Annotated in this window: 15 protein-coding genes and 1 pseudogene; 8 read left to right on the top strand and 8 right to left on the bottom strand. The window is 71.3% G+C overall.

The genetic code is table 11. The features are described from left to right. Together M8J73_RS42425 and M8J73_RS42420 are read left to right on the top strand one after the other, a co-directional pair. Positions 1–912 (top strand): annotated as a pseudogene (locus tag M8J73_RS42425) (DEAD/DEAH box helicase); the annotation flags it as partial. A gap of 575 nt (positions 913–1487) precedes the next feature. Continuing rightward, a complete protein-coding gene (locus tag M8J73_RS42420; RefSeq protein ID WP_055542817.1) occupies positions 1488–2360 on the top strand; it encodes an alpha/beta fold hydrolase in 873 nt (290 codons plus the stop codon). A 28-nt stretch (positions 2361–2388) separates the two neighbouring features. Here M8J73_RS42420 and M8J73_RS42415 read toward each other — a convergent pair whose 3' ends face one another. Further along, positions 2389–3294 (bottom strand): NYN domain-containing protein, encoded by a 906-nt coding sequence (locus M8J73_RS42415; RefSeq protein ID WP_107424150.1) that lies wholly within the window; start codon positions 3292–3294, stop codon positions 2389–2391. A gap of 241 nt (positions 3295–3535) precedes the next feature. Between M8J73_RS42415 and M8J73_RS42410 the strand changes: the two genes are divergently transcribed. After that, positions 3536–3688 carry a DUF8834 family protein gene (locus M8J73_RS42410; RefSeq protein WP_107424149.1) on the top strand — a complete coding sequence of 51 codons (153 nt, stop codon included), beginning with the start codon at positions 3536–3538 and terminating at the stop codon, positions 3686–3688. 136 nt (positions 3689–3824) lie between these two features. On the opposite strand, the gene M8J73_RS42405 is transcribed toward M8J73_RS42410, so the two are convergent. The 4 genes from M8J73_RS42405 to M8J73_RS42390 all read right to left on the bottom strand — a co-directional run bounded on the left by M8J73_RS42405 (position 3825) and on the right by M8J73_RS42390 (position 7422). Continuing rightward, a complete protein-coding gene (locus M8J73_RS42405) occupies positions 3825–4430 on the bottom strand; it encodes a MarC family protein (RefSeq protein ID WP_055542815.1) in 606 nt (201 codons plus the stop codon). 368 nt (positions 4431–4798) lie between these two features. Next, entirely contained in the window at positions 4799–5674 is an 876-nt protein-coding gene (locus tag M8J73_RS42400) for a PHP domain-containing protein (RefSeq protein ID WP_055542814.1), read from the bottom strand. A 257-nt stretch (positions 5675–5931) separates the two neighbouring features. Further along, positions 5932–6573 carry a DUF6758 family protein gene (locus tag M8J73_RS42395; RefSeq protein WP_055520711.1) on the bottom strand — a complete coding sequence of 214 codons (642 nt, stop codon included), beginning with the start codon at positions 6571–6573 and terminating at the stop codon, positions 5932–5934. Between the two features lie 264 nt (positions 6574–6837). Next, positions 6838–7422, bottom strand: a complete 585-nt coding sequence (locus M8J73_RS42390) for a suppressor of fused domain protein (RefSeq protein WP_249829835.1) — start codon at positions 7420–7422, stop codon at positions 6838–6840. Positions 7423–7992: 570 nt separating this feature from the next. Here M8J73_RS42390 and M8J73_RS42385 point away from each other — a divergent pair. Both M8J73_RS42385 and M8J73_RS42380 read left to right on the top strand, forming a co-directional pair. Beyond that, entirely contained in the window at positions 7993–9117 is a 1125-nt protein-coding gene (locus tag M8J73_RS42385; protein ID WP_055542205.1) for a magnesium and cobalt transport protein CorA, read from the top strand. Positions 9118–9158: 41 nt separating this feature from the next. Further along, complete coding sequence (locus M8J73_RS42380) at positions 9159–9707, top strand: hypothetical protein (RefSeq protein WP_055542206.1); 549 nt, start codon at positions 9159–9161, stop codon at positions 9705–9707. 211 nt (positions 9708–9918) lie between these two features. On the opposite strand, the gene M8J73_RS42375 is transcribed toward M8J73_RS42380, so the two are convergent. After that, positions 9919–10671, bottom strand: a complete 753-nt coding sequence (locus M8J73_RS42375; RefSeq protein ID WP_055537884.1) for a hypothetical protein — start codon at positions 10669–10671, stop codon at positions 9919–9921. A 235-nt stretch (positions 10672–10906) separates the two neighbouring features. Between M8J73_RS42375 and M8J73_RS42370 the strand changes: the two genes are divergently transcribed. From M8J73_RS42370 to M8J73_RS42360, 3 genes are read left to right on the top strand one after another with little or no spacing between them, the layout of a single operon-like run. Further along, complete coding sequence (locus tag M8J73_RS42370; RefSeq protein ID WP_055537885.1) at positions 10907–12196, top strand: magnesium transporter MgtE N-terminal domain-containing protein; 1290 nt, start codon at positions 10907–10909, stop codon at positions 12194–12196. Then, positions 12186–12860: a DUF1003 domain-containing protein gene (locus M8J73_RS42365; protein WP_240501122.1), complete on the top strand. Its 675-nt coding sequence runs from the start codon at positions 12186–12188 to the stop codon at positions 12858–12860. The genes M8J73_RS42370 and M8J73_RS42365 overlap by 11 nt, the downstream gene beginning before the upstream one ends. 43 nt (positions 12861–12903) lie before the next feature. Beyond that, positions 12904–14037 carry an Mrp/NBP35 family ATP-binding protein gene (locus tag M8J73_RS42360; protein ID WP_055537887.1) on the top strand — a complete coding sequence of 378 codons (1134 nt, stop codon included), beginning with the start codon at positions 12904–12906 and terminating at the stop codon, positions 14035–14037. Positions 14038–14149: 112 nt separating this feature from the next. Here the strand turns inward: M8J73_RS42360 and M8J73_RS42355 are convergent, their stop codons facing one another. Together M8J73_RS42355 and M8J73_RS42350 are read right to left on the bottom strand one after the other, a co-directional pair. Beyond that, positions 14150–14824: a hypothetical protein gene (locus M8J73_RS42355; protein WP_055537888.1), complete on the bottom strand. Its 675-nt coding sequence runs from the start codon at positions 14822–14824 to the stop codon at positions 14150–14152. Between the two features lie 310 nt (positions 14825–15134). Continuing rightward, entirely contained in the window at positions 15135–15584 is a 450-nt protein-coding gene (locus tag M8J73_RS42350; protein WP_055537889.1) for a sec-independent translocase, read from the bottom strand. Between the last annotated feature and the right edge of the window lie 14 nt (positions 15585–15598).

Genomic DNA, 15598 nt, shown 5'->3' with positions numbered 1-15598 from the left:
AAGACGCGTCGGCGTACCCGCAAGGCCGCCGAGGCCCCCGCCGCTGCTGAGGCGCCCGCCGCCGAAGCCGCGCTCGACACGGCCGAGGGCACGCCTGCCACCGAGGAGAGCGCGCCCAAGACGCGCCGCCGGGCCACCCGCAAGGTCGCGGAGGCACCGGTCGACGCGGCCGAAGCCGTGGCCGACGAGGCCGCGCCCAAGACCCGCCGCCGGACGCGGAAGGTCGCCGAGGCGCCGGTCGACACGGCCGAGGCCGTGGCCGTAACCGAGGAGGCCGCGCCGAAGACCCGTCGGCGTACCCGGAAGGTCGCTGAGGCCCCCGCCGCCGCTGAGGCGCCCGCCGCCGAAGCCGCGCTCGACACGGCCGAGGGCACGCCCGCCACCGAGGAGGCCGCGCCGAAGACCCGTCGGCGTACCCGGAAGGTCGCTGAGGCCCCCGCCGCCGCTGAGGCGCCCGCCGCCGAAGCCGCGCTCGACACGGCCGAGGGCACGCCCGCCACCGAGGAGGCCGCGCCCAAGACCCGCCGCCGGACCACCCGCAAGACCGCGGCGACGGCCGAGGTCACGGGCGACGCCACGGCCGCCGCCGAGGAAAGCGCGCCCAAGACGCGCCGCCGGACCACCCGCAAGGTCGCGGAGGCACCGGTCGACACGGCCGAGGCCGTGGCCGTAACCGAGGAGGCCGCGCCGAAGACGCGTCGGCGTACCCGGAAGACCGCCGAGGCTCCGATCGAGGCGTCGGTTCCGGCGCAGCCGACGGAGGAGCAGGCCACCAAGCCGCGTCGTACGCGCAAGGCTGCCGCTCCGGCTGTGGCTGCTGTCGAGGACGCCGGTGCGGGTGCGGCTGAGACGCCGGCGCCGCGTCGGCGGGTGCGGAAGACCGCGGCTGCTGTTGAGCCGACGGATGGCTGAGGTCAGGTAGCTGGCTGCGCAGAGGCCCGGTTCCCCTTCTCGGGGGCCGGGCCTTCGGCGTTCCGGCAGGGCCGCGTCCGTCGGCACCGGTCATGGGTTTCCTCGCCCCCCGCCGTCCCTACCCGTCCCATCCCCAGGGACTGCCGCCCCTGCGACCCCGCCTGGACCAGAGCGGCGTATGCGGATGAGTGGGGTTGTGGGCGGGTGCGGTCGGGTGGGGATCGGCGGCCGGCCCCCGCGCCGCGCGGGGCGTCTCCGTGGCCAGGGCATATGCGGCCCCTGGGGATTCAGGGGCATGTCCTGGCCCGTGGGGTCAGTGGCAGCCGCGGGCCTGTGGGGGCTCAGGGGCATGTGCGGGTCCGTGGGGGCTTGGCGCGCAGCTCCCCGCGCCCCTGGGGAGGGGCCTGCGGCCCTCCCCAGGGGCGCGGGGGCGGGCTCAGGAGCGCGGGGACTGCGCGATCAGCCCCCACTCAGCCGCCGGTGAAGGACCGACACAGTGCGCCCCCGTCTCCCGGCAGCCCCCGAACCACCCGGCAGGGTGATCCCTCTTCACGGTCTCCGGTTACCCTCGCCCCATGAGCCGTCCTCCCACGTTCACCCCTCCTCCGGGTGCCCGCGCCCACCGGCTGCGCACCTCGCGCGGTGAGTTCGCCGTCATCGAGGCGGGCACCCCGGTGAAGGGCACCGTGCTCCTCGTGCCGGGGTTCACGGGCAGCAAGGAGGACTTCATCGCGCTGCACAAACCCTTGGCGGAGGCCGGCTACCGCTCCGTCGCCGTGGACGGACGGGGCCAGTACGAGAGCGAGGGCCCCAAGGACGACGAGTCGCCGTACGCCCAGGAAGAGCTGGCCAGTGACCTGCTCGCCCAGGCACGGGTCGTCGGCGACGGCGCCCCCCTGCATCTCCTCGGCCACTCCCTCGGCGGTCAGATCTCCCGCGCCGCCGTCCTCCTGGACCCCTCCCCCTTCGCCTCCCTCACCCTGATGGCCTCGGGCCCGGCCCAGATCTCGCAGAGCCAGCAGCAGCGCGTGAAGCTGTTGCGGGACGCCCTGGCCGTGATGGGCATGGAGCAGGTGTGGGACGCCATCCAGGCGATGGAACCGCCGGAGGAGACCGACACCGGCGGCGGCCTCGACGAAGGGCTGGACGACAGCGCCGACCTGCGCCGCCGCTGGCTCGCCCACAGCCCGGCGCAGCTCATCGCCACCGGCCGGCAGCTCTGCGCGGAGCCCGACCGGGTCGCCGAACTGGCCGCCCTGGGCCTGCCCACGCACGTCCTGTCCGGCGAGCGCGACGACACCTGGCCGATCCCCCTCCTCGACGACATGGCCGCACGCCTGCGCGCGCACCGCACGGTCATCGCCGCCGCCGAGCACTCCCCCAACACGGACCAGCCGAAGGCCACGGCCTCCGCCCTGATCGGCTTCTGGGATCAGCTGACCGGCTGACCGGCTGATCCTCGTCTGCCGGCACCCGCTAGTACTGCGCCCTCAAGTGCTCCCAGAACCCGTCCCGCAGCGCCCTTCTCAGGTCCGCCTGGCCCCGTAGCGAGTACTGGAGCAGCCCCTCCGCCTCGACGAGGAGGTCCTGGTCGACCGAGCCGGGCAGGTACGGGTGGCCGTGCAGAAGTTCCTTGAGCGGCTCGCGGCCCCGGGACGCCAGCCATTTCGCGGCGATCTGGGCGCCGACGAAGCGGACGTCCTCACGGGTGGGCCGGGCCCCGGCGGTGGCCTCGTACGGGACGGCGGCCCGCCGGGACACGTACGGCTTGAAGAAGTCGAGATCGAAGGTGCGCTGGCTGTCGACCTCCCAGAGCAGCGGCTCGGCCTGGTTGCGGCCCTCCGGCGCCTCGATGCCCCACAGATGGACGCGCGCCCCGTACCCCTGCGCGGCCTCGACCGCCGAGACCAGGTCCTCGTCGCCGCCGATCAGCGCCGCGTCGCTGATGGCGCGGTGCCGGGCCAGGGACTCCAGGTCCGTACGGATGAGGGAGTCGACGCCCTTCTGCTGGTTGTTCGCGTTGAGGTTGCCGAGCCGCACCTTGACGTCCGGCAGCTCGGCGATGGACTGCTGCTCCGCCGTGTGGATGCGGCGGCGCGCCCCGTCGTACCAGTAGACCCGGAGCAGCCGGCTGTCCGCGAAGATCGTGCGGGCCCGGTCGATCAGGGCGTCGATGAGACCTTCCGCATCGAGGTCGAAGGACCGCCGGTCCTCCGTCCCGGCGACGAGCCGCCCCACCGCCGCGTACAGATACCCGGCGTCGACGAAGATCGCATGGGTTGAGGGCGTCTTCGCCACCTCGGCGAGCATGCGCTGGAGCAGCTCGTTCGTACGGTCGATGCGGGCGCCGAGCGCCGCCAGGTCGTCGTCGTTCATATGCATCCATTGTCCTGGCGGTCACGCTGCGAACACAACCGGTCCCAATCAGTCTTGCAGCTTCCTGGTAGACACACCCACAACGTCACTTACCAGCCAGTAATTAGGTTCTCGAAAAATTTCCTTAGCGTAGGGAATGTTTGTAACACGCATACCGTTGAATCCTCATGGAACACGGGCACCGACGACCCGCGCACCACCAGTAGTTCTCCCCCAGCGGGAGGACGACCAGACGAAGGGAGAAGCCATGCGCTTCGAAATCCTGCGACTCGACGACGTCAACGGCACGCCCGTCGACACGACCGTCGTGGACGCCGCCTCCGTCAACAGGATCGTGCAGCAGGCCGCCGCCATCGGGCAGCGCCTCTGGATCCGCCCCGCCGACGTGACCGCTTCGTAGTACCGGCCGACGCGACCGCCTCGCAGGAGGCGTATGCGTGCAGACTTCAGAGCCCCGTACGGGCCGCACCGAGGTGCGCCGTACGGGGCTCTGCGTACATCCGGCCCCTGCACGGGCCATACGCGGCGGGTTGGCGTCAGCTGCCCTGGACCACCTGCGTGACGCCGTTGATGATCTGCTGCACCGCGATCGCGGACAGCATCATGCCCGCGAGCCGGGTCACCAGCACCACACCGCCGTCCTTGATGACCCGGATGATCAGCAGCGAGTACCGCATCGTCAGCCACAGCACGACGTGGATCGCCAGGATCGCGACCCACACCGACACCTGGGCGGCCACCCCGTCCGCCTTCTGCACCGCGAGGATCACCGACACGATCGCCCCGGGCCCGGCGAGCAGCGGCATTCCGAGCGGCACCAGGGCGACGTTCACGTCCTTCGTCTGCTTGGGCTCGTCCGTCTTCCCGGTGAGCAGATCGAGCGCGATCAGCAGGAGCAGCAGTCCGCCCGCGATCATCAGCGCGGGTACGGAGACATGCAGGTAGTCGAGGATCTGGTGCCCCAGCAGACCGAAGACGGCGATCACACCACCGGCCACGCAGACGGCCTGCAGCGCCATCCGCTTCTGCGTCCGGGCGGGGCGCCCGGCGGTGAGGCCGAGGAAGATCGGGGTGATCCCCGGGGGATCCATGATCACGAACAGGGTGAGGAAGAGGGAACCGAAGACGGCGAGATCGAACACGGGGGTGCCTTGCGAGAGTGTGCGGAAGGGGTGGGAGAGGGGCGGGAGCCGACCCGTACCGCCGAGCAGGGCGGTGCGGGGTGAGAGCCCTACGCCGGTGGTGGTGACGAACGGGCGACGGAGCCGAGGAGCGAGCACGGAGAACGGGGGCGGAGGACGGTGGAGTGCGGAGAACGGCGGGGGGACTCAGGCCGGGCAGCGGGACTACGACCTCACCCTGGATCGGCCCGCCCGGTCACCCTGGATCGGCCCGCCCAGGCGCCCGGTCACCCTGGATCGGTCCGCCCGGTCATCCAGTGATCCGCCGGCCGTCCAGCCCGCCAAGTCGTGGACCCGCCGACTACGCCTCCGCCGAACCGCCGGGTGCCCTACGGCCGAGGAGCCGACTGCTTCCCGCCGGTGCCCGGGACGGGGAACGCTCCGGTGGCTCGGCGCGTGATCTCCCCGTACACCTCGGGGTCGGTCGTGTACTCGCCGAGCTCACAGGTCTTGCGGCTGCCGTGGTAGTCCGAGGAACCGGTGGCGAGCAGCCCCAGTTCCTTCGCGAGGCCGCGCAGTCGCGCCCGGGTCGCCGAGTCGTGGTCCATGTGGTCGACCTCGATGCCGTCGAGCCCGGCGGCGGCGAGGTCGGCGATCGCGGACTCGGGGACGGTGCGGCCGCGTTTGACGGCGGCGGGGTGCGCGAAGACCGCGACTCCGCCGGCGCCCTTGATCAGCCGGATCGCCTCGAACGGGTCGGTCTCGTGCTTCTCGACATAGGCGCGGCCGCCGTCGGCGAGCCATTGCGGGGTGAACGCGTCGTTGACGGTCGGTACGACGCCGAGTTCGACGAGGGCGGTGGCCACGTGCGGTCGGCCCACGGAGCCGTCCCCGGCGATCCGCGCGACCTGTTCCCAGGTGACCGGCACACCCAGTTCGTTGAGCTTGGCGACCATGCCGCGGGCCCGCGGCACCCGGTCGTCCCGGACCAGCTCGCGTTCGGCGAGCAGCCCAGGCTCCTCCGGGTCGAACAGGTAGGCCAGCATGTGCATGCTGACGCCGTCCAGGCGGCACGACAGCTCGGCGCCGGTGACGAGCGTGAGCCCCTCCGGCAGCGCGGCGATGGCCTCGGCGTATCCGCGGGTGGTGTCGTGGTCGGTCAGCGCGACCACGTCCAGGCCCGCGGCGCCGGCCTTACGGACCAGCTCGGCGGGGGTGTCCGTACCGTCGGAGGCCGTGGAGTGGCAGTGCAGATCGATGCGCACGACGCGGACTCCAGGCACAGACGAAACAGAAGCGGACGCTCAAGAATAGCGCCCTTTTGAAGCGCTCCGGTCACACCCGAAACCGGGTAGTGCCCCCTACACATGGAGGGGGTACCCAGCTGTTGCCGACAGGCACCCAGCCGGTGCGGACAAGGCCCCCGGCCGGTGCGGACGAGGCGCCAGCCGTCGCGGACCGGGCGCGCCAGCCGTCGCGGACAGGCCCCCGCCGGTGAGGCAAGCGTCGCGACAGGGCCGTTCTAGGGCTCCAGGATGCGCGGGGACAGCGCGCCGCACGGCAGCAGTTCCACCTCGGCGCCCGCGTCGCGCAGGTCGGTGAGGACCAGTTCGTCGTACATCAGCAGGCCCGTCTGTTCGGGCCAGACGACCGCCCAGAGCCAGAGGCCGAGTGCCTCGCCGGCGAAGACCGCGCGGTCGTCGGGGGTGCCGGAGACATGCCAGAGGGGCGTGGGGCGTCCCGCGGCGAGCACCTTCGCCTGGGGCGGTTTCTCGACGCTGAGGTAGGGGCCGGGGTCGGGTCCGTCGATGCCGGCGTACCGGGCGCCGAGGCCCACGCCGAGCTCCTCGGCGATGAGCACCAGCTCACCCATGCCGCCGAGCGGCCCCGGACCGGAGCAGGCGACGGCGGTGGCGCGCCCTCCGCTGCGGTCGTCGCCGGCGAAGGCCGCGCCGGTGAACAGCCAGCCCACCGGCAGCGGCCACGGCATCCACACCGGCACCTGGGCACGGTGCACCACGACACTGAGGGCCTCGACGCTGGGCGGGATCACGGGCTGCAGCGGGTGCACCGTCCCGTGTACAGCGCACTGCCAGGAGTCGGCAAAGAGGCCGGGAGCCCTGACCCGGCCACCACACTTCGGGCAACTGGGTTCGCCCCTCATAGGGCCCAACGGTCCTCCCCGTGCTTCCTCGCGTCAAGGACGATCACCCGTCCGGCGTGTGCGCGTCACATTCCGCGCACGACCGCCGGACGCCGGACGGCGGCCGGCTCTCCGGGGGACCGGAGAACCCGCCATCGGAATCAACTACCCGCGCCGCAGAGGGAAGCGCCGATTTTCGGCCACCTGCCGGGCGCCCGTCGGTCACCTGTGGCGTGCCGTCGGTCACACGGGGAAGTCGCGGAGGGAGCGCTGGGGGCGGCCGGCCTAGTCCAGGGAGACCGACGCACGGACGGGGTCGCGGAGGTCCGTCCCCTGGGTGAGCCAGCGCTCCTGGAGGGCCTGCGCGCCGTGCACCCGCTTCCAGGCCGCCTCGTTGGGGGTCATCGGAAGGAGGGGGAGGAACCGTACGGGGTCGGCGGGGGCGTCCAGTTCGAGGTCCTCGACCAGGCCCCCGGACTCGGCGACGAGGACCGAGGTGAAGGGGGCGCCGGGCCATAGCGGATCGCCTACGTCGAGGGAGGCGCCGGGCGCCACGACCACACCCTCCACCTGCGGTGACGCGGCGAGCACGGCGAGCGGGCGGAGCACCTTGTCGGTGTCGGCGATGCCGTGCCGTACGGACAGGACGAGTTCGGCGCGGGGGCCCTTGACGGGGTCGGCGAGGACCGCGGTGGGGTCGGCCATCGGCTGGGCGGACATGCCGAGCGTGGCGTAGCGGACGATGTCGCCGTCGGTGAAGCGGAGCACCTCGATGCGGTCCGTACCGAGGAAGGTGACCGCGGCGCGCGCGTCCGGCTCGCCCAGCGCGGTACGCAAACGGGCTTCCACCAACGGGAGAACATCAACCATGAACCGAGCATAGAACTCGTCAGGAACCGGCAAACGGGCGCCTTGACACTTCAGTCGACTGTTAGTCTGGGGCGCCGGTCGGAACAGCACGCGGGCAGCACGCAGAAGCGTCGCTCTCAAGCCCTCTTGTCCCGGCCAGAGAGAACTGACTCCCCTACGGGGAACCCCGGATGGGGTATGGAACGTCCCTTACGAGGGACCGGCCGGAGGAGGTGGGGCTGCGATGGACCGAAGTCGACCGTGCAGTACCACCCGCTCTTCCGACCGCTGAGTCACGTAGCTCTCGCGTCAGCTCTCTGCTTGGCTGCCACCCTCACTCGCGTCGTGCCGCTCGTCGGTCGTCGCGCAACGGAAGAGCACTTCTTTACCGCCTTGATCCCCTCACCGATCAGCCGTCGCCGATCAGACCTCATCGATCCGACGTCGCCGATCTGAATCAAGCGAAGCTGTCACCGCGACGGTGCGGTGCTCCCCGCTTTGTGGACGTGCCAAACATCGGAAGTCAAAACGTCCCCATTCCGGGTAGTTCCAACCGTCGTCGGCGGCCTTTCGTTGCGAAGGAGTCTGCCCATGTCGATGATCAACAACCTGCGCGCCGCGGTCCGCCCCTCCCGGCCGTCCCGGCTGTCGCTGCGCAAGGACGGGGCCGTGTACGACGCCACCCGCCCCGCGGAGGCGACCACGGCCGTCGTCGACTGTGCCGTCTACCGTGACGGCGCGCGCGTCACGTTCGAGCGCACCCTCGCCCCGCACGAGGCGATCCGTCAGGTGCGCCGGGACGGGGGGTTCGTGTGGATCGGACTGCACGAGCCGTCCGAGGCCGAATTCGCCGGTATCGCGGCCGAGTTCGGGCTGCACCCGCTGGCCGTGGAGGACGCGGTGCACGCGCACCAGCGGCCGAAGCTGGAGCGCTACGACGACACTCTCTTCACCGTCTTCAAGACCATCCACTACATCGAGCACGACGAACTCACCGCCACCAGCGAGGTGGTGGAGTCCGGCGAGGTGATGTGCTTCACCGGGCGGGACTTCTTCATCACCGTCCGGCACGGTGGCCAGGGTTCGTTGCGGGCGCTCCGTCACCGGCTGCAGGACGACCCGGAGTTGCTCGCCAAAGGCCCCTCCGCCGTACTGCACGCGATCGCCGACCATGTCGTCGACGGGTACGTGGCGGTCGCGGACGCGGTGCAGGACGACATCGACGAGGTGGAGACGGAGGTGTTCTCCCCCGGACGCAAGGGCACGCCCCGGGGCACCGACGCCGGCCGCATCTACCAACTCAAGCGCGAGGTCATGGAGTTCAAGCGGGCGGTGCTGCCGCTGGTGCGGCCCATGCAGCTGCTGAGCGAGCGTCCGATGCGGTTGGTCGACCCTGACATCCAGAAGTACTTCCGTGACGTGGCCGACCACCTCGCCCGGGTGCAGGAGCAGGTCGTCGGCTTCGACGAGCTCCTCAACTCCATCCTCCAGGCGAACCTGGCGCAGGCCTCCGTGGCCCAGAACGAGGACATGCGCAAGATCACCTCGTGGGCGGCGATCATCGCCGTGCCGACGATGGTGTGCGGGGTGTACGGCATGAACTTCGACTACATGCCGGAGACGCACTGGAAGTTCGGCTACCCGGTGGTCCTCGGCGTCACGGTGGCGCTCTGCCTGGGCATCCACCGCACGCTCAAGCGGAACGGCTGGCTGTAGCCGCCCGGCGCCACCGAGGGACCAGGGCCTAGGCTGACGGCATGACGGAACAGCTGCTCGACCGGGCCCTCGTCGAGGAGGCCACCAAGAAGTCCGGGCTCATCTGGGTGAGCGGCGGCGGGGCGCCGTCGGCGCACGCCCAGGGGCCCGGGGTGCCGTCGCGCGCGCTGTGGCACGTCTGGCACGAGGGCGCGGTGTGCCTGGTCGGCGACGGGCCGGGAGAGCAACCGCTGCCGGGGCTCGTCGACGGCGGCCCGGCCGTGGTGACCGTCCGCAGCAAGGACAAGGGCGGGCGGCTCGTGACCTGGGACGCCACGGTCGTGGAGCTGGCCCCCCGATCGCCCGAGTGGGACGCGGCCGTGGCCGAGCTCAAGGGGAAGCGGCTCAACGCGCCCGACGGTGAGGCCATGCCGGAGCGGTGGGCGCGGGAGTGCCGGGTGCTCCGGCTGGAGCCGACGGGGACGACCGCGCCGCTGCCCGACGGCGATCTGGCGCGGGCTCCGCTGCCGACGCCGGCGACTACGCGGCAGCCGGTGCCGGCCGGGTTGCCCCGGCTGCTTTTCAAGCGTCGGAAGAAGAAGCAGGGCTGAGGGGCTTCGTCCGCCCACCGGGGCGGGGGCGTGCTTCGTCCGCCCACCGGGCGGGGGCGTGCTTCGTCCGCCCACCGGGCGGGGGCGCTTCGTTCGCCCACCGGGCGGGGGGTGTGCGTCCGTCGGCGGCTTGAGGGTTCGTCGTGGCTGGTCGCGCAGTTCCCCGCGCCCCTTCGGGGGCCTGCGGCCCCCGAACGCTCGTCGGCCCGTCCTACGACGTCGGGAGTTGTTTGCCGTAGTCGACGACCGACTTCTTGTCCGGTTCCTCCAGGGGGAAGCTCTTGCCCCAGTCGGTGAGGAGGATGGTGCCCGCGTCGCCGGCGCGGACCAGGCGGAGGGGATACGGGGTGCCTTCGAGGGAGACGTCGAGGGTGCCGCCCGCGCCCTTGTCGCCGGTGATGCGGACCGTGCGGGTGCCGGACTGCTCGTGGTGGCCGTCGGTGGAGAGGGTGCCGTGCAGGGTCAGCAGGCTGTTGAGGAGGACGTCCTTGTCGGTGAAGCCGCTGAACCGCTGGTAGGCCGGGTCGCCGGTGGGGACCTTGACGTACATGCCGTCCAGCTTGTCCGCGGCAGCCGCGTCGGAGTCGTCGTCGTTCTTGCCCCCGCCGTCCTCGTGGTCCCAGAACTCGGCGTCGGCCTTCAGGAAGAGGTGCTCGCCGACCTTCAGCAGCCGGAACGTCGTGTCGCCCGAGGTCACCGAGCCCGTGCCGCCGCCTTCCTTCAGGCGCATGTCCAGCTTGTAGGTCTTGCCGTTGCTGACGACGGCCCCGGACAGCCGGACGGTGTCCGCCGCCGTGGCGGCCGCCTTCGTTCTGGTCTGGATCTTCTCGGGGGTCAGCTTGCCGACCCCGTTGGTGCCCTCGTTCGGATCCTCACTGCACCCGGTGAGCCCCAGCCCGCTCGCCACGAGGGTGCAGACGGCGCCCACCAGTGCGGCCCTTCGGGTACGGGGAGTCGGAGTCACAGACGATGCACCTCTTCGTGGGGAGTCCAGGCCTACCGCAGAGTACCGGGGCTCGCGGGGTGCCACGGAGGCAGTCCGTCCGCACCGCTCACCAGGGCATATCCGATCGGGACGGGCTAGCCTGAAGCCCTCCTCGTCCGACAAATCCCGTATGGCTCGCCTGATTATCGCGAAAGACCCACGCGACCCGCGGAGCACACGGATCTCGCACCAACACGCAGGAAAGGGGCGGCTCATGGCGGCGGTGGCGCCCCGGATCTTCGTCTCCCACCTCTCCGGAATCGCGGTCTTCGACCCGAACGGCGACCAGGTGGGCCGCGTCCGCGATCTCGTGGCCATCCTGCGCGTCGGACGGAAACCCCCGCGACTCCTCGGCCTGGTCGTCGAACTGCACACGCGGCGCCGCATCTTCCTGCCGATGACGCGGGTCACCGGAATCGAGTCCGGCCAGGTCATCACCACCGGCGTGCTGAACGTGCGCCGCTTCGAGCAGCGGCCCACCGAACGGCTCGTCATCGGGGAGCTGCTGGACCGTCGCGTACGGCTCGTGGAGACCGGTGAGGAGGTCACGGTCCTCGACATCTCCGTGCAGCAGCTGCCGGCCCGCCGGGACTGGGAGATCGACCGGGTGTTCGTCCGCAAGGGGAAGGGCGGCGCGTTCCGGCGGCACAAGGGCGAGACGCTGACCGTGGAGTGGTCGGCCGTCACCGGGTTCTCGCTGGAGGAGCACGGGCAGGGCGCCGAGAACCTCCTCGCGACCTTCGAGCAGCTCCGCCCCGCCGACCTCGCCAACGTGCTGCACCACCTCTCCCCCAAGCGCCGGGCCGAGGTCGCCGCCGCCCTCGACGACGACCGTCTCGCCGATGTGCTGGAGGAGCTGCCGGAGGACGACCAGATCGAGATCCTCGGCAAGCTCAAGGAGGAGCGGGCCGCCGACGTCCTGGAGGCCATGGACCCGGACGACGCGGCCGACCTGCTGGCCGAGCTGCCGGAGGCCGAGCAGGAGCGGCTGCTGACACTGATGCAGCCGGACGAGGCGGCGGACGTACGGCGGCTCCTGGCGTACGAGGAGAAGACCGCCGGCGGACTGATGACGACCGAGCCGATCGTGCTGCGCCCCGACGCCACCGTCGCCGACGCGCTGGCCCGGGTCCGCAACCCCGACCTGTCCCCTGCACTCGCCGCCCAGGTGTACGTGTGCCGGCCGCCCGACGAGACGCCGACGGGGAAGTACCTCGGCACGGTCCACTTCCAGCGGCTGCTGCGCGACCCGCCGTACACCCTGGTCAGCTCGATCCTCGACGACGACCTCCAGCCACTCGACCCGGACGCCGCGCTCCCCGAGGTGGCCGGGTTCTTCGCGACGTACGACATGGTGGCGGCGCCCGTGGTCGACGAGAGCGGCTCGCTGCTGGGCGCGGTGACCGTGGACGACGTGCTGGACCACATGTTGCCGGAGGACTGGCGGGAGACGGAGTTCCATCTGGACGACGACGATGTGGAGGGGGCCGCCCATGGTTCCTGAGCGTTCCGAGCGCCAGGGGCGGGACGGAGGGCGCGAGCGGGCACACGCCTGGGCGGGGACGCGCGAGCGCACGCCACCGTCGGGGGCGCCTGTGCGGGAGCGCGTGCCCGCCGGGGCCACCGCGCGCCCGCGGACCCGTCTCGACCAGCCCCTGCCGCGCCGGGCGAGGTTCCTGCCCGAATGGGACCCTGAGGCCTTCGGGCGGCTCTCGGAGCGGATCGCGCGTTTCCTGGGCACCGGGCGGTTCATCGTCTGGATGACCGTCGTGATCATCCTGTGGGTGGTGTGGAACGTCTCCGCCCCACGGGACCTGCGCTTCGACAACTACCCGTTCATCTTCCTGACGCTGATGCTGTCCCTCCAGGCGTCCTACGCGGCCCCGCTGATCCTCCTCGCGCAGAACCGGCAGGACGACCGCGACCGGGTCAACCTCGAACAGGACCGCAAGCAGAACGAGCGGTCGATCGCCGACACCGAGTATCTGACCCGGGAGATCGCGGCGCTGCGGATCGGTCTCGGCGAGGTCGCCACCCGCGACTGGCTGCGCTCCGAGCTCCAGGACCTGGTCAAGGAGCTGCACGAGCGCGACGGCGACGGACATCGTGGGACGAGGACCGTATTCCCGCCCGAGCGCCCCGGCGGGCGTGACATGGACGACCGCTGAGAGGGCTCCCAGGGGCCCCGCGCGTCGCCGTACCATCGTCTCTATGGCTACGGAAGACGCGGTGCGCGAGGCACTGTCGACGGTGAACGACCCCGAGATCAACCGTCCCATCACCGAACTCGGGATGGTCAAGTCGGTGGAGATCGGTGCGGACGGAGCGGTCGCGGTCGCCGTGTACCTGACGGTCTCCGGCTGCCCCATGCGCGACACGATCACGCAGCGCGTGACGGAGGCGGTCGCACGGGTCGAGGGCGTCACCCGTGTCGACGTCGAGCTGGACGTGATGAGCGACGAGCAGCGCCGTGAGCTGGCGTCCGCCCTGCGCGGCGGCCAGACCGAGCGCGAGGTGCCGTTCGCGAAGCCGGGCTCGCTCACCCGCGTGTACGCCGTCGCGTCCGGCAAGGGCGGCGTCGGCAAGTCCTCGGTGACGGTGAACCTGGCGGCCGCGATGGCCGCGGACGGTCTGAAGGTCGGCGTGGTCGACGCCGACATCTACGGCCACTCGGTGCCGCGCATGCTGGGCGCCGACGGCCGTCCCACCCAGGTCGAGAACATGATCATGCCGCCGTCCGCGAACGGTGTGAAGGTCATCTCGATCGGCATGTTCACCCCGGGCAACGCGCCCGTCGTCTGGCGCGGCCCGATGCTCCACCGCGCCCTCCAGCAGTTCCTCGCGGACGTCTACTGGGGCGACCTGGACGTCCTGCTCCTGGACCTCCCGCCGGGCACCGGCGACATCGCGATCTCGGTGGCGCAGCTCGTCCCGAACGCGGAGATCCTCGTCGTCACGACCCCGCAGCAGGCGGCGGCCGAGGTCGCCGAGCGCGCCGGCTCGATCGCGGTCCAGACCCACCAGAAGATCGTCGGCGTGGTCGAGAACATGTCGGGCCTGCCCTGCCCGCACTGCGACGAGATGGTGGACGTCTTCGGCACCGGCGGCGGCCAGACCGTCGCCGACGGCCTCACCCGCACCACCGGCGCCACGGTGCCGGTTCTCGGCAGCATCCCGATCGACGTCCGGCTCCGTGAGGGCGGCGACGAGGGCAAGCCGGTCGTGCTCTCCGACCCCGACTCCCCGGCGGGCGCGGCCCTGCGCGCCATCGCCGGCAAGCTGGGCGGCCGTCAGCGGGGCCTGTCGGGCATGAGCCTGGGCATCACCCCGAGGAACAAGTTCTAGGGCGCCAGCCGAAGCCGGAGAGTGCTTCTCGGGGGCGATGACGGGGCACCGCGGGTCATTCGACGCGGTGCCCCTTTCTTCTGGGCGGGTCTTCCGGGCGTACGCCGAGCCGCTAGGCGTCGTACGCCGCGATGTCCTTGATCATGGCGAACCCGAGGCCGTACGCACTCATCCCGCGCCCGTACGCCCCTACGTGCACCCCTTCCTGGGTCGAGCCGGCGAGCACCCATCCGAACTCGGACTCGCGGTAGTGGAAGGGCGTGGGGACGCCGTCCACCGGCAGGGACAGCGTCGACCAGTCGGGTCCGGCGAGGTCGTCCGCGAGGACCCACGCCGTCTCCGTCTGCTGGTCCAGCCAGTCGTCTCTCAGGGTGTGGTCCAGCTGCCCGGGCCAGGTGAAGGACAACAGCCCCACACCGGCCAGCCAGGCGGCGGAGGAGACCGAGGTGGCCTCCAGCAGGCCCGTGCCGTCGGCGCTGCGCCGTACGTCGTTGGCCGCGACGGTCACGACGACCGCGAACCGCTCCTTGGGTTCGTCCTCCGTGACCGCGGTGAACTCGTTGCGGACCGAGGGCTCGTCGCCGTGTCCGACCGAACCGTGCTCGACGGCGCCTTCCGCCGAGGTACCGACCTGCATCAGCCAGCGCGGCCCCGTGAAGGCCTCGTCGAGGCCGTACCAAGGGAAGGGCGCCAGCAGATAGCCGTCGACCGTGCGTCGGGCGGAGGGCAACTGTTGTCCGCCCTCCGCGGCCGACGCCTGCGCGCCTACCCGACTCGTCGTCTCCATGTGCCCGGACGCCTCCTCGCTCTCGACGGACCGGAGCGGCCCGCCCCCCTCTCGGGCGTCGCGCTCGCTTTCCTTACGGTCCGCACAACAACTGGGCAGCATAGCCACAGCGCTCCGAGCAGCAGGGAAAGCGCCCGGCGCGTAGGACGGCGTACGGGCGGCTTCGGGCCGTACGAGGGCGTGTGACGGTATGAATCGCATCACGTACGGGGGCGTGGCAGCACGCGGGTGTACTGCGCGGAAGCGCAGGCGGGAGGCCGTGCGGACGCCTTCGGGCGGCGCGGCTCGGGCGGGCGACCGTGCGGTCGGCTCAGGTGGCGTCCAGGTCGTACGGCGGGCGCTCTTCCAGTTCGAGCTTCTCGCGTTTCTTGGTCATGTCGACGGAGCCGCCGGACCCGGAGGAGGAGCTGGAGGGGGAGGCGGAGGACGACTCGGACTCCCGGCCGTGGACCGCGTCCGTCAGCTCGGCCATCTCCTTCTTCAGGTCGAAGCCGTTGCGGATCTCCTTCAGCCCCAGTTCGTCGTTGTCCAGCTGCTTGCGGATGAACGTCTTGGGGTTGAGGTCCTCGAACTCGAAGTCCTTGAACTCGGGGCCGAGTTCGTTGCGGATGTCCTGCTTGGCGCTGTCCGAGAACTCGCGGATCTTGCGGATGGTCCGCGTGACGTCCTGGATGACCTTCGGGAGCTTCTCCGGTCCGAAGACGAGCACGGCGAGGACGACGAGCGTCACCACCTCGAGCGCACCTATGTCATTGAACACCTGAAGCTCCTTGC

Origin of the sequence: Streptomyces neyagawaensis, from assembly GCF_023516595.1 — a bacterium.
GTDB classification, from domain to species: domain Bacteria; phylum Actinomycetota; class Actinomycetes; order Streptomycetales; family Streptomycetaceae; genus Streptomyces; species Streptomyces neyagawaensis.
This window is presented reverse-complemented; position numbering and strand designations above follow the sequence as displayed.

Excerpts from the sequence above, each read along its gene's own strand:
- M8J73_RS42355 (WP_055537888.1), bottom strand. The coding sequence starts at position 14,824 with ATGGAGACGACGAGTCGGGTAGGCGCGCAGGCGTCGGCCGCGGAGGGC.
- M8J73_RS42385 (WP_055542205.1), top strand. The coding sequence starts at position 7,993 with ATGTCGATGATCAACAACCTGCGCGCCGCGGTCCGCCCCTCCCGGCCG.
- M8J73_RS42420 (WP_055542817.1), top strand. The coding sequence starts at position 1,488 with ATGAGCCGTCCTCCCACGTTCACCCCTCCTCCGGGTGCCCGCGCCCAC.
- M8J73_RS42365 (WP_240501122.1), top strand. The coding sequence starts at position 12,186 with ATGGTTCCTGAGCGTTCCGAGCGCCAGGGGCGGGACGGAGGGCGCGAG.
- M8J73_RS42395 (WP_055520711.1), bottom strand. The coding sequence starts at position 6,573 with ATGAGGGGCGAACCCAGTTGCCCGAAGTGTGGTGGCCGGGTCAGGGCT.
- M8J73_RS42410 (WP_107424149.1), top strand. The coding sequence starts at position 3,536 with ATGCGCTTCGAAATCCTGCGACTCGACGACGTCAACGGCACGCCCGTC.
- M8J73_RS42390 (WP_249829835.1), bottom strand. The coding sequence starts at position 7,422 with ATGGTTGATGTTCTCCCGTTGGTGGAAGCCCGTTTGCGTACCGCGCTG.
- M8J73_RS42415 (WP_107424150.1), bottom strand. The coding sequence starts at position 3,294 with ATGCATATGAACGACGACGACCTGGCGGCGCTCGGCGCCCGCATCGAC.
- M8J73_RS42360 (WP_055537887.1), top strand. The coding sequence starts at position 12,904 with ATGGCTACGGAAGACGCGGTGCGCGAGGCACTGTCGACGGTGAACGAC.
- M8J73_RS42370 (WP_055537885.1), top strand. The coding sequence starts at position 10,907 with ATGGCGGCGGTGGCGCCCCGGATCTTCGTCTCCCACCTCTCCGGAATC.
- M8J73_RS42380 (WP_055542206.1), top strand. The coding sequence starts at position 9,159 with ATGACGGAACAGCTGCTCGACCGGGCCCTCGTCGAGGAGGCCACCAAG.